The 12,097-nt window shown below is 72.9% G+C and carries 11 protein-coding genes; 6 read left to right on the forward strand and 5 right to left on the reverse strand.

Annotation, left to right across the window (positions count from 1 at the left end; translation table 11 throughout):
- The first annotated feature begins 213 nt into the window (after positions 1 to 213).
- Positions 214 to 867 carry a GNAT family N-acetyltransferase gene (locus tag OHB01_RS21170; RefSeq protein WP_142649944.1) on the forward strand — a complete coding sequence of 218 codons (654 nt, stop codon included), beginning with the start codon at positions 214 to 216 and terminating at the stop codon, positions 865 to 867.
- Between the two features lie 51 nt (positions 868 to 918).
- Complete coding sequence (locus OHB01_RS21175) at positions 919 to 1,599, forward strand: copper homeostasis protein CutC (RefSeq protein ID WP_142649943.1); 681 nt, start codon at positions 919 to 921, stop codon at positions 1,597 to 1,599.
- A 169-nt stretch (positions 1,600 to 1,768) separates the two neighbouring features.
- Here OHB01_RS21175 and OHB01_RS21180 read toward each other — a convergent pair whose 3' ends face one another.
- Positions 1,769 to 3,349, reverse strand: coding sequence for a bifunctional NAD(P)/FAD-dependent oxidoreductase/class I SAM-dependent methyltransferase (locus tag OHB01_RS21180; protein WP_147943410.1), 1,581 nt, complete (start codon positions 3,347 to 3,349; stop codon positions 1,769 to 1,771).
- A gap of 205 nt (positions 3,350 to 3,554) precedes the next feature.
- Positions 3,555 to 4,745: a DUF6986 family protein gene (locus OHB01_RS21185; RefSeq protein ID WP_142649941.1), complete on the reverse strand. Its 1,191-nt coding sequence runs from the start codon at positions 4,743 to 4,745 to the stop codon at positions 3,555 to 3,557.
- Positions 4,746 to 4,947: 202 nt separating this feature from the next.
- On the opposite strand from OHB01_RS21185, the gene OHB01_RS21190 reads away from it, so the two are divergent.
- Positions 4,948 to 5,601: an NYN domain-containing protein gene (locus OHB01_RS21190; protein ID WP_328853875.1), complete on the forward strand. Its 654-nt coding sequence runs from the start codon at positions 4,948 to 4,950 to the stop codon at positions 5,599 to 5,601.
- 274 nt (positions 5,602 to 5,875) lie between these two features.
- Here OHB01_RS21190 and OHB01_RS21195 read toward each other — a convergent pair whose 3' ends face one another.
- Positions 5,876 to 7,210 (reverse strand): FAD-dependent oxidoreductase, encoded by a 1,335-nt coding sequence (locus OHB01_RS21195; protein ID WP_205830694.1) that lies wholly within the window; start codon positions 7,208 to 7,210, stop codon positions 5,876 to 5,878.
- Between the two features lie 214 nt (positions 7,211 to 7,424).
- Here OHB01_RS21195 and OHB01_RS21200 point away from each other — a divergent pair, with 214 nt between their 5' ends.
- Positions 7,425 to 7,952, forward strand: a complete 528-nt coding sequence (locus tag OHB01_RS21200) for a hypothetical protein (RefSeq protein ID WP_185949033.1) — start codon at positions 7,425 to 7,427, stop codon at positions 7,950 to 7,952.
- A gap of 187 nt (positions 7,953 to 8,139) precedes the next feature.
- Positions 8,140 to 9,882, forward strand: a complete 1,743-nt coding sequence (locus OHB01_RS21205; protein WP_185949032.1) for a proline--tRNA ligase — start codon at positions 8,140 to 8,142, stop codon at positions 9,880 to 9,882.
- 329 nt (positions 9,883 to 10,211) lie between these two features.
- On the opposite strand, the gene OHB01_RS21210 is transcribed toward OHB01_RS21205, so the two are convergent.
- Both OHB01_RS21210 and OHB01_RS21215 read right to left on the reverse strand, forming a co-directional pair.
- A complete protein-coding gene (locus OHB01_RS21210; protein WP_328853876.1) occupies positions 10,212 to 10,829 on the reverse strand; it encodes a ferritin-like domain-containing protein in 618 nt (205 codons plus the stop codon).
- On the reverse strand, positions 10,822 to 11,352 hold the full coding sequence (locus tag OHB01_RS21215) for a hypothetical protein (RefSeq protein ID WP_328853877.1): 531 nt from the start codon (positions 11,350 to 11,352) through the stop codon (positions 10,822 to 10,824). Before OHB01_RS21215 ends, OHB01_RS21210 begins: the two co-directional genes overlap by 8 nt.
- Positions 11,353 to 11,557: 205 nt before the next feature.
- On the opposite strand from OHB01_RS21215, the gene rimP reads away from it, so the two are divergent.
- Positions 11,558 to 12,085: a ribosome maturation factor RimP gene (gene rimP, locus OHB01_RS21220; RefSeq protein ID WP_142649938.1), complete on the forward strand. Its 528-nt coding sequence runs from the start codon at positions 11,558 to 11,560 to the stop codon at positions 12,083 to 12,085.
- Positions 12,086 to 12,097: the final 12 nt, after the last annotated feature.

Consider the following 12,097-nt stretch of genomic DNA (forward strand, 5'->3'; position numbering starts at 1 on the left):
GGCCCGGACGCCCTCTGGCCTGAGCGGGCGTCCCCGGCCGACGGGCCCTCCTCCGGAGGGCCGCTTCCGCGATTCCCGTCCTGACCCCGGCAGGGGACCGCGCCGAACCCGCGCGCCCTAGCGGGCCCGCCGTCTCCCGGACGGACGCTGTACGGCATCCAGCCGTCACTCTCAGTGATCAAATCGCCGCCGTCGGCACGAAAGGAATCAGGCATGCCCGCGAACACCCTGGATCTTGTTATGGAACTCACGCTGCGTCGCGCCACCCCGGCCGACCTTGAGGGGGTCCTCGCCCTGCTGACGCGCACCGCCGGATGGCTGAACGGCCTCGGCGTCCGGCAGTGGCCCGCCGGGGGCTTCCCCGCCGAGCGCATCGAGCCGCTCATCGGCGCGGGCGTCATGTATCTCCTGGACGACGGCTCCCCGGAGCCGGCCGCCACGATCGCCGTGGACGGCCACGCCGACCCCGAGTTCTGGACCCCCGCCGACCGCCCCGGCGACGCGCTCTACGTCCACAAACTCGCCGTGAGCAGGACATGCTCGGGCCAGGGACTGGGGGAGGTGCTGCTCGACTGGGCAGCCCTGCGTGCCGCCGCGCACGACCGGCCCTACCTGCGGCTCGACTGCGCCAAGGACAACGCCCGCCTGCAGGCGTACTACAAGAAGGCGGGCTTCCGGCACGTCCGCACCGTCGACCTGCCGCATCGCGCCTCCGGCGCGCTGTTCGAGCGGGACGCCGGCGCCGCGATCCCGGCCGCGCCGTCCCGTCGGCGCACGCCGATGGTGCCGGCCCAGCGCTCGGGACATGCGGTGCAAGCCTGGAGAGTTCTTGACATCACCGCTCACAACGAGTTGATCGAGTGCTGAACAGGGCGGATGCCGTGAGGCCCCGCAAAGGGACCGGATACTGTTCACTTCATGACGGGATCCCTCCTTGAAGTGATCGCGCTCGACGTGCGTGACGCCGTGGCCGCCGAGGAGGGCGGAGCGGACCGCCTGGAAATCGTGTCCGGCATGGACGTGGGCGGGCTCACCCCCTCGGCGGACCTCGTCGCGGCGATCGCACGCGAGTGTGGGCTGCCGCAGATGGTCATGCTCCGCTGCAACGCCGGGTTCACCGTGTCCCCGGAGGAGCTCGACCGGCTGCGCGGCCACGTCAAGGAACTCGCCGAGGCCGGCGCGGCGGGCTTCGTCTTCGGCTTCCTTTCCGAGGACGGGTCGGTCGACAGGGAGGCGACGGACGCGCTGATCCACGCGGTCTCGCCGCTGCCCTGGACCTTCCACCGCGCCGTGGACAACGCCGCCGACGTCCGGGCCGCCTGGCGTGCCGTACGGCTGCTGCCGAACCTGGCGACCGTCCTCACGTCGGGCCTGCCCGAGGGGGTCGGCAGCGGCCTCGGCGTGTTACGCGCGCGGGCCGAGGCGGGGGACGCCTCGCTGGTGCTCGCGGGCGGCGGCCTGCGCGAGGAGCACGTGCCGGTCCTGCTCGACTACGGCATCCGCGCTTTCCATGTTGGCACCGCCGTACGGGGCTCCTGGCAGGAGCCGGTCGACCCGGGCCTCGTCAGGCGCTGGCGCGGCATCGTGGACCGGCTCTGAGCACCTGGCTCTGGCCACCCGGTTGGCCACCCGGTTCTGGTCACCTGGCTCTGGCCACTCTGCCCTGACCGTCGGGCCCTGACCGTCCGGCCCTGACCGTCGGGCCCTGACCGTCCGGCCCTGACCGTCGGGCCCTGACCGTCCGGCCCTGACCGTCCGGCGCCGAGACTCAGGCGCGGCGTCGGGCGACCAGGACGGCGTCGCGGCTGGTGACCTCGTGGCCCTCCGGGTCGACCGCCGTGCGCGGCCGGGCCTCGGCCGCCGCGATCTCCCACTCGGCCGGATCGAGCGACGCCGCGACCTCCTCGGCGGTGAACATCATCTGCGGGAAGTGCATCTTCCGGACCCTGGTCACCAGATCGGACGGGTGGTGCCCGACGATCAGCAGGGTGCCGCCCGGGGCCACCGCGGCCGCCAGCCGGGCGAACAGCGTCCGCCTGGCCTCACCCGGCAGGTGCATGTACTGCGCGGACACCAGGTCGTACGCGTCCTCGGGGAAGACATGGTCGCGCAGGTCCGCGCGCACCCACTCGGTGCGGTCGGCGACGCCCGCGTCGACGGCGTGGGCGGCGGCCCGCTCCAGCGCCGTGGCGGAGATGTCGGCTCCCGTCACCCGCCAGCCCCTCGTGGCGAGCCAGACGGCGTCGGCGCCCTCACCGCTGCCGACGTCGAGGGCCCGGCCCGGAGGAAGCTGCGCGGCCTCGGCGACGAGCTGCGGGTTGGGGTCGCCGCTCCAGATCGCCGGCCGGGAGCGGTAGCGCTCCTCCCAGGCCGCCTCCTCGAACATCGTGCGCATGTCGTCGCGGTAGGCCGCGACGGCCTCACGGGTCTCCTCGGCGACGAGGTCCGCGTTGATCGCCGCCCCTGCGGCCAGGCCCGCGGCGGCGGACGCGATCACCACGGCGCGTACGTCCGTCACGTTCCCCGCCACGTAGACCCCCGGCACGGCGGTCGCGCCGGTCGGCTCAGCGGCGATCCGGGTGCCCGCCAGGTGGCCGCCGAGCTCCACCTCGACCGGCTTGAGCCCGAGTGACTCCAGCACCTGGGACCGGGTGGTGAGCGGTGCGCCGACGACCAGCGCGTCCAGCGCGACGACCTCGCCGGAGGCCAGCCGCACCCCGGTGAGCGCGTCACCGGTCACCTCGATCCCCGTGACGGGGCCTTCGGCGACCGGGATCCGCCGCGCGGCGAGCCGCTCGGCATCCTCCTCGGACGGCGCGGGGCAGTGGTGGGCCAGGAACACCACGTCGTCGCTCCACTGCCGCCACAAAAGGGCCTGCTCGACGGAGAGCGGCCCCATGGCCAGCACGCCGATGCGCCGGTCGCGCACCTCCCACCCGTGGCAGTAGGGGCAGTGGAGCACGTCGCGGCCCCACCGCCCGGCCAGGCCCGGCACGTCGGGCAGCTCGTCCACGGCCCCGGTCGCCACCAGCAGCCGGCGGGCCCGGACGGCGCGGCCGTCGTCCAGCGTCACGAGGAAGCCGTCGCCCTCCCGCGTGGCCGTCTCGGCCCGCCCGGTGACGACCTCACCGCCGTACCCGATCACCTCCTCGCGCCCGGCCGCCCGCAGCTCGGCGGGTGGCGTGCCGTCCAGGCCGAGGTAGTTGTGCATGTGCGCGGCCGGGGCGTTGCGCGGCTCTCCCGCGTCCACCACCAGCACCGACCGCCGGGCCCGCGCCAGCGCCAGGGCTCCGCTGAGCCCCGCCGGGCCGCCGCCCACCACGACCACGTCGTACTTCTTCTCGTCCACCTCTGCCTCCCGTGTCGGCGTCTGCTGTCGACGTCGGGCCCACAGTGCGGCACAGGTGGCGAAGGCGGCAAGGAACCTTGCCGATATGGCAAATCCCGTGCGTACTGTCCAGGGTGGGCGCGGCCGGCCGGGGGCAGCAGGGGGCCATGGCCGGCCGGTCTCGGCAGAGGCCGTGGTGGGCCCGGTGTCGGCAGAGGGACCGGTCTCAGCAGAGAGCGCGGTCGGCCCGGGCCAGGGCGGCGACCAGGGTCCTGATCGTCGCCGGCTCGTCCAGCACGCCCCCCGAGGCCGCGCGCCGTTCCTGCCACGCGCGCACCCGGTCGGCGTACTTCTCGTAGCAGGCCAGGTGGAAGGCGTAGACGGTCGCGAAGCGGCTGACCAGGTGCGAGGGGTGCATGTCCCAGCCCTGGTAGAAGCCGTGCGCCAGCGAGTGCGACACCAGCGCCGAGTGCCTGCGCAGGAGGGCGTGCACGTCGGCCGCCGCGTCCGAGGCCGGGGCCGCGGCCAGCGAGCCGTCCGACAGCTCCACGCCCGTCCCCGACAGCGCCGTCTGCATGACGTGCCGCGCGTGGTCGCAGGCCGGGTGGTCGAGCCGCTGCTCGTCCGGGGGCAGCCCGAGCGCGGCCGTGTAGTCGAACACGCCGAAGTGGGCGGCCGCCAGCCGGCCGCACAGCGAGGGCACCAGGTCGGCCGAGCGTTGGAGCATGAGCACGGTCTGCGGGGCCTCCACCTGCATCTCGAAGCGCAGGGTGCCCGGGGGCAGGCGCAACCCGTGCTCCAGCGCCTCCAGGCAGCGTGCGAACTGGTGCAGGTAGTCCTCCATGAGGACCTTGGGGAACGTGACCGTGAACCCGTCGGGGAGCCTGCCGGCCCGCCGTACGACCCCGGTCAGGAACCCGTCGAGCGTGCGCACCGAGCGCACGGGGTCGCCGTCGGCGAACGACTTCACCCGCAGCCCCCACCTGCGGGGCAGCGTGCCCGCCTCGTGCATCGCGGCCACCGCCGCCGCCGCCGACTCGGCGTGCCCGTCCTCCTCCTCGGGGGAGCGCGTGCCGTAGCCGTCCTCGAAGTCGATCCGCAGGTCCTCGATCGGCTCGGCGTGCAGCTTCCTGCGCACCCGGTCGTGCACGGGCTGGGCCAGCTCGAGGTCGAGATCGAACAGCTCGGCCAGCTCGGTTGGGGTGAACAGGAGCCGGTGGAGGAGATCGGTCGCGGCGTGCCGCCACTGCTGGACGATCTCCGCCGTCACCCGGTCCGCGGGCACATACACCGTGTGCACCGGCTGCCACGCGGGCTCCCTTACGGGGAAGCGGGCGAGCTGCTCGTCATGGGTCCCGGCGAAGCCGTCGAGCAGGCCGTCGAGCAGGCCGCCTGGGCCGGTCAGCGTCGTCTCCATAGGGACGATCCTCGCAGAAGCCCTCGCCACGAAGACCTCATCACACAACGTCGCTGCGCGACCACGTTCGGTTGGCTATTCTTTTCCCCGACCGGCCGATCGAACAGGTGATCGAATCGGTGGGGGAAAAAGAAACGGCCCCCTGCCGGGGGCCGTAGAGCCCGGGGACGTAACCCCGGGCGCGGTGACTCCATGTTAGGAGATGATGGCGTTGCGCGACAACCCCGTTCCCCAGGTCCTGCGTGTCGGGGTCTACGTGGACGGGTTCAACCTCTACTACGGACTGCGCTCCCTGCGGGGACGCCGCTATCTCTGGCTCGATCTCCATGCGTTGGCGGGCCGGCTGCTGAGGTCCGGGCAGACGCTTGCGACCGTCCGCTACTTCAGCGCCCACGTGCGCGGCGAGCCGGCCGCGCTGCTGCGGCAGAAGACCTACCTCGCGGTCCTGGAGAGCCTGGGGGTCGAGGTGGTGCTGGGGCGGTTCCAGGAGCAGCGGGCCTCCTGCCGGGCCTGCGGCGTCTCCCGGCGGACCTACGAGGAGAAGCAGTCCGACGTCGCGCTGGCCACCGCGATGGTCGGCGACGTCGCCCTCGACCGGGTCGACATGGTGCTGCTGCTTTCGGCCGACTCCGACCTGTGCGCGGCCATCGAGGCGGTGCGTCAGGTGGACGCCCGGCGCGGCGGCAAGACCCGGGTCGTCACCGTCTTCCCGCCCGGCAGACGTTCGGACGGCCTTCGCCTCGCGAGCGACGCCTGGTTTCCTCTCGGCGAGGCGCTCGTCAGGCAGTCGCAACTGCCCGATCTCGTGCCCGGCCGCGACGGAGGGCGCTACCACCGGCCGGCCCACTGGTCCTGACCACGCCACCCCGTCAGGACGAGACGCCCCGTCAGGACGAGACGCCCGTTCAGGACGTGACCCCAACGAGCCGTGTCAGGAGGCGCCCGTGAGCGCTCGGCCCCGCCGGAAACGCGGCACTCGTCAGGGCGCGCCCCCGTCAGCACCCGGCACCCGCGAGAAATCGACACCCGCCAGAGCCTGGCACCCGCCAGAAACGCGGCACTCGTCAGGGCGCGCCCTCATCAGGACCCGGCACCCGCCAGGACGCGGCCTTGTCAGGCCCCGGTCCTTGTCAGGACGCGCCGCCTGGGCGGGAGAGCCGGCCGCACGCGTTCAGCATCGCGTCCCTGCCCACCAGCTTCACCCGTTCGCCCCTCCCGAGGCTGCCGGCCAGCGCCGCCTCCGCGGCCTCGATCGCCAGCCAGTCCTCGTACGTCACCGGGCTCAGCCCGCGCGCGGCGAGCAGGTCGTCCAGCCGGGCGGTCGCCGTTCCCGGCACCACCTCGGCGAGCAGCGTGCGCACGGTCTCGGCGGCGTCGGACTTGTTGGTCCCGATCACGCCCGTCGGCCCGCGCTTGAGCCAGCCCGCGACGTACTGCCGGTCGGTCACCTTGCCGGCGACGTTCGGCACCGTCATCGTCGCCGGGTCGAACGGCACCCCGGGCAGCGCCACGCTCTGGTAGCCCACCGAGCGCATCACCATGTCCGCCGGGATCGTCTCGAAGTCGCCGGTCCCGACGACCCGCCCGTTCTCCAGCCGGGTCCGCTCCAGCCGTACGCCCTCGACCCGGGACACGCCGAGGATCTCCACCGGGCGCAGCCAGAAACGCACCTCCAGGCGGCGGGGCCGGTCGGAAGGCTTGCGCTCCGACCACGACCGCAGCACGTCCACGTTGCCCCTGACCTGGCGCGACAGCGTGGTCAGGTCCGCGACCGCGACCTCGTCGGGATAGGTGAGGACGTCGGCGTTCAGCAGCTCGCCGAGCTCCCGCAGCTCCTTCAGGGTGAACTTCGCGTGCTCGGGCCCGCGCCGGCCGACCATGTGGATCCGCTTCACCTTGGAGGCGGCCAGCCGGTCGAGCACCTCTTCGGGCACGTCCGTGCCGCGCAGCTCGTCGGCCGTCTTCGCCATGATCCGCACCACGTCCACGGCGACGTTGCCGACGCCGATGACGACGACCTCCTCCGCGTCGAGGGAGAACGTGTCCGGCGGGACGTCGGGGTGGCCGCAGTACCAGTTGACGAAGTCGGTCGCCGCGACGCTGCCCGGCAGGTCCTCGCCCGGGACTCCGAGGTGCCTGTCGACCATCGCGCCCGTGCAGTAGACGACGGCGTCATAGCAGGACAGCAGGTCGTCCGCCGACAGGTCGGCGCCCAGTTCGACGCCGCCGAGGAAGCGCACCCCCGGGGTCTCCAGAACCCTGCGCAGGTAGCCGGCGATCGACTTGATCGACGTGTGGTCGGGCGCCACGCCATAGCGGACCAGCCCGTACGGTGTCGGCAGGCGTTCGAGAACGTCCACCTCGACGGGGTCCTGCGACTGTTTGACCAGCGCCTCGGCCGTGTAGATGCCGGCCGGGCCCGACCCGACGATCGCGACGCGCAGTGTCACCATGGCCTCCAGCATCTGCGGATGCTCCCTGTCTGTGATTCTTTATCACCGCCGGTTGCACTGCCAGTGGAACGCCGTGCCGCGCACACCGGATTGTCATCCGTGTTGTGATGGTTCGCGGGGTTGCGGCGACCATGCGGCCACGATCAAAGTGATGCCCGTGGGCAGTGGGGCTAAAAGACGGGGAAACCCGCGGACGAGAAGGCCGGGCGGTGGCACCCTCCCTGACATGAGGGGACTCCGCGGGGGGCGGGACGAGCCCGGGGCCTCACCGGCCACGGTGCCCGGCCCGCAGAACGGTCAAGAGGACGGCGACGCGCCGCCGTCCGGCTCCGTGCCGGACGGGCTGAGGTATGAGGCACTGGGGCGGGTCATGGCCGCCTTATCCGGTGAGGCGGAGACGCTGGAGGCGTGCCGCGACCTGACATGGTGGCGGGGCACCGACCGCTCCTGGCACATCGAGTGGCGCGACGGCCCGTACGCCGCCGAGGTGGCGGCGCAGCTCCTTGACCGGATCGGCGAGCCCGGCCAGGACGCCGTACGGGCGGCCCCCGCGGGCCCGGCGACCACGTCCACGGCGATGCTGAACGTGATGGGCGTGACCTTCGTGCTGCGCGCCATCGACCCGTTCGGCATGGAGCGGTTGCGGACCAGGCCCGGCCTGTGGCGGCTGTCGGCGGCGCTGGACGGCCCGGCAGGCTCGGTCGGCACGGGTGGACGGGGCCGTCAGCACTGGGAGGAACTGCTCGGCGGCTGACGCCGGCGGCCCTGTATCGGCTCGCCGTTCGTTTTACGTGAGGCGGTGTGGCCCCCGGAGTCGATAGCCTTGGGGGCACATCGTCTTCGTCTCGTCCCTCCGGTCGTCTCCGAGGGTCCGTGAGGAGATCCGCATCGCACCCCGAGGGGGCGCCGCGGACGAGACCTCTTACGAGCAAGGAGTAGCCGTGCTGCTGCGTATGTCGACCCTGTTCCTGCGCACCCTGCGTGAGGATCCGGCGGACGCGGAAGTGCCGAGCCACAAGCTGCTCGTCCGCGCCGGCTACATCCGCCGCGTCGCGCCCGGCATCTACTCCTGGCTGCCGCTCGGCAAGATCGTGCTGGAGAACGTCGCGCGGGTCGTGCGTGAGGAGATGGACCGGATGGGCGCGCAGGAGGTGCTGTTCCCCGCGCTGCTGCCCCGGGACTTCTACGAGCCCACGGGCCGCTGGACCGAGTACGGCGACACGCTGTTCCGGTTGAAGGACCGCAAGGGCGCCGACTACCTCCTCGGGCCCACCCACGAGGAGATGTTCACCGACATGGTGAAGGGGGAGTACTCCTCCTACAAGGACTACCCCGTCACCCTCTACCAGATCCAGACGAAGTACCGCGACGAGGCCCGGCCCCGGGCGGGCATCCTGCGCGGCCGCGAGTTCGTCATGAAGGACTCCTACTCCTTCGACCTCGACGACGACGGCCTCAAGCGGTCCTACGAGATGCACCGCGAGGCGTACATCCGCATCTTCGATCGCCTCGGCATCGACTACAAGATCTGCTTCGCGATGTCGGGCGCGATGGGCGGGTCGGCCTCCGAGGAGTTCCTCGCCCCCTGCCCGACCGGTGAGGACACCTTCGTGGCCTGCCACAACTGCGGATACGCGGCCAACGCCGAGGCGGTCGTCACGCCCGCGCCGCCCGCCGTCACCGCCGAGCAGCCCCCCATGAAGGTGCTCGACACGCCCGACACCCCGACGATCGAGTCGCTCGTCTCGTACGTCAACGAGACGTACGGCCTGGACATCACCGCAGCCGACACGCTGAAGAACCTCGTCGTCAAGGTCCGTACGCCGGGCTCCGACGAGGTCAAGACGGTGATCGTCGGCGTGCCCGGCGACCGCGAGGTCGACTTCAAGCGCCTTGAGGCGGCGCTCGCGCCCGGCGTGCCGGAGATCTTCGAGGCCGAGGACTTCGCCCGCCACCCCGGCCTGGTGCGCGGCTACATCGGCCCCCAGGTGCTCAAGGAGCTGGGGATCACCTACCTGGTCGACCCCCGCGTGGTCGAGGGCTCGGCCTGGGTGACGGGCGCCAACGAGCCGGGCAAGCACGCCGCGCACGTGGTCGTGGGCCGCGACTTCCAGCCCGACGGCACCATCGAGGCCGCCGAGGTGCGGGCGGGCGACGCCTGCCCCCGCTGCGCGCACCCGCTGTCGATCGACCGGGGCATCGAGATCGGCCACATCTTCCAGCTCGGCCGCAAGTACGCCGACGCCGCCCAGCTCGACGCGCTCGGGCCCGACGGCAAGCCCATCCGCATCACCATGGGCTCGTACGGCGTCGGCGTGTCCCGGGCGGTGGCCGTGCTCGCCGAGCAGCGCCACGACGAGCTGGGCCTGGTGTGGCCCAGGGAGGTGGCGCCCGCCGACGTGCACATCGTGGGCACCGGCAAGGAGAACCAGATCGAGGTCGCGAGCAACCTCGCCGAGACCCTTGAGGCGCGGGGGCTGCGCGTGCTCGTGGACGACCGCCCCGGCGTGTCGCCCGGCGTCAAGTTCAAGGACTCCGAGCTGCTCGGCCTGCCCACCGTGCTGATCGTCGGCCGGGGCTTGGCCAACGGCGTGGTCGAGCTGCGCGACCGGGCCACCGGGACCAAGGAGGAGATCCCGCTGGACGAGGCCGTCGAGCGGGTGCTGGCCGCCTGCCGGGCCTGATCGCCGGGCACATCTGATCACCACACGGCGCCGCCGTCCCCGTACGAAGGGGGCGGCGGCGCCGTGTCGCTGAGCGCTGTCGTGGGCCGCCGTCCGCGGTGCCGGCCCATCGAGCCGGGATGGGCCTCCTGACGAGGGCGGCGGCGCCGCGTTGCTGTGCCTGTGGGGCGCTGCTCCGTGGGCCGCGCGACCTTGCCGGCTCGCTGGGCCGGACTGTTCCGGCAGGGCTTCCCGGTGCCGGGGCGGCGGGACCGTGTCGTTGTGCGCCGTCCGTGGGTCGCGCTGCTTACTCGCCGGGGCGGATCCTGCTGAACTCCAGGGCGAGGGCCCTATTGGCCGCCTTGGGCGGACTGCTCCGGCCGGGCCTCCTGGCCGGGGGCGGCGTCCGCCCCGGCCGATTCGGAGGAAGCGGCATCCGACCCTGCCCCCTCTGACCCTGCCCCCTCTGACCCTGCCTCCTCTGACCCGGCTTCCTCCGCAGGGGCGGCGTCGACGTCGGCGCCGCCGCGGCCCATGCCCGGGAACGGGTCGCCGATCTTCGGCTGCCAGCCGTACGCGCGGGTCGCGCACTCCTGCGCGGCCAGAGCGGCGAGCCGCCGCAGCGCCGGGTCGCGGTCGGCGGCGAGCTCCAGGTAGGCGGTGGTCACCCGCTGCTCCACCAGCACGGCCAGACGCACCGCGTCGGCCGGTTCGCGCACCTCGAAAGGCAGCAGGTAGGTGGGGCCGGGCTCGGCGGGCGTGCCGCCTCGCCGGGTGATGAGCGTTCGCAGCTGGTCGCGCCGTGCCCGGTGGGCGTCGAACCCTGCGGTGGCGCGTTTGAGCAGCGCGCCGCTGGTCTTCCCGCCGATCACTCCGTAGGCGTACACGGCGGCGTGCTCGGCGGACAGGGCCCGGTCGAGCGCGTCGCCGGTGGGCGCCTTGGAGGGCTCGGCCGCGCTCTCAGTCACGCACCCTCCCCAGGGCGACGACGTGGACGGCCTCGCACGCGCCGATGCTCGCCAGGAGCTGGGAGAGCGCGGGGGAGGCCGTGGCCATCTGCGCGGGTCGCGCCGACGCCGCGCGCCGTTCGGCGTCCCTGAGCGTCTCGACGGACACGACGGACACGGCGGACACGGCGGACGGCGACGGGGCCGCGGAGGACGAGGCCGGCGGCGCGGGGCTCGCGGGGAACGTTCCGCCCCCGGCGGGCAGGAGCGCGCGCAGCGCCTGGAGATGCGCCGCGTGACGCTGACGGAACGGCTCCAGCGCGGCGGCCTGGGCGGGCCGGGCGGCGACCGCCTGCCCGTAGAGCGAGACCAGGTGTTCCTTGCCCGTGATCAGCGAGGTGAGCAGCACGGTCTGCGGATCCGGAGCGGCCGGAGCGGCAGGCTTCCGCGGGGCCGGGGAACAACCCGCCGCGGCCAGACCGGCAGCGGCGGCGGAGCCCAGCAACACGCGTCTCGTCACCCGTGGCCCGCCGCTGTGTCTCACGACACAGCATCGTACGGCGCGGCGCGCACTGGTCATCGCCCGTGACCGTGTCGATCGTGCCCGTGTCGGATCGCCGCCCGGGTGTGGCGCTGTTTCCACCTCCCGGTGTCGATAGGCTGTTGGCACATCGGGCTTGGGCACCAGGGGCTTGGGCACTACGGTCACAGGCAACGATCACAGCCACACGGTCATTTGGGAGGTCGGCATGGGCAGCGACGCTCGACGCGGCCGCCTGGTTGAGCTGCTCGGCCCGGTCGTCGCCGCCGAGGGGTTCGACCTGGAGGACGTCACGGTCACACCGGCGGGCCGCCGGCGGCTGGTGCGCGTCGTGGTGGACCGGGACGGCGGTGTGAGCCTCGACGACGTGGCCGACGTGAGCCAGTCCGTTTCCAAGCGGCTCGACGAGGTGGACGTCCTCGGCGGCAGCCCGTACGTCCTCGAGGTCACCTCTCCCGGAGTCGACAGGCCGCTCACCGAGCCGCGCCACTGGCGACGGGCGCGCGGGCGGCTGGTGAAGGCCGAGCTGCGTGACGGCACCTCCGTGGAGGGCCGGGTGACCGAGGCCGGCGAGACCGATGTGGAGCTGGACGGCGCGCGCCGCATCGCGTACGGCGAGCTGGTGCGCGGCCGCGTGCAGGTCGAGTTCAACCGGCGCGACGCCGGGCTCGACGACGAACTTGACGAAGACCTCGATGTCGACGAAGACATCGACGACGCCGACGACGAGGGCTAGGGGGAGCCTTGT

Source organism: Microbispora hainanensis, assembly GCF_036186745.1.
Taxonomy (GTDB): Bacteria; Actinomycetota; Actinomycetes; order Streptosporangiales; family Streptosporangiaceae; genus Microbispora.

What these genes read in the sequence shown, in the direction of transcription:
- OHB01_RS21170 (WP_142649944.1), top strand. Translation starts at nt 214, where the DNA reads ATGCCCGCGAACACCCTGGATCTTGTTATGGAACTCACGCTGCGTCGC.
- OHB01_RS21175 (WP_142649943.1), top strand. Translation starts at nt 919, where the DNA reads ATGACGGGATCCCTCCTTGAAGTGATCGCGCTCGACGTGCGTGACGCC.
- OHB01_RS21185 (WP_142649941.1), bottom strand. Translation starts at nt 4,745, where the DNA reads ATGGAGACGACGCTGACCGGCCCAGGCGGCCTGCTCGACGGCCTGCTC.
- OHB01_RS21190 (WP_328853875.1), top strand. Translation starts at nt 4,948, where the DNA reads ATGATGGCGTTGCGCGACAACCCCGTTCCCCAGGTCCTGCGTGTCGGG.
- OHB01_RS21195 (WP_205830694.1), bottom strand. Translation starts at nt 7,210, where the DNA reads ATGCTGGAGGCCATGGTGACACTGCGCGTCGCGATCGTCGGGTCGGGC.
- OHB01_RS21200 (WP_185949033.1), top strand. Translation starts at nt 7,425, where the DNA reads ATGAGGGGACTCCGCGGGGGGCGGGACGAGCCCGGGGCCTCACCGGCC.
- rimP (WP_142649938.1), top strand. Translation starts at nt 11,558, where the DNA reads ATGGGCAGCGACGCTCGACGCGGCCGCCTGGTTGAGCTGCTCGGCCCG.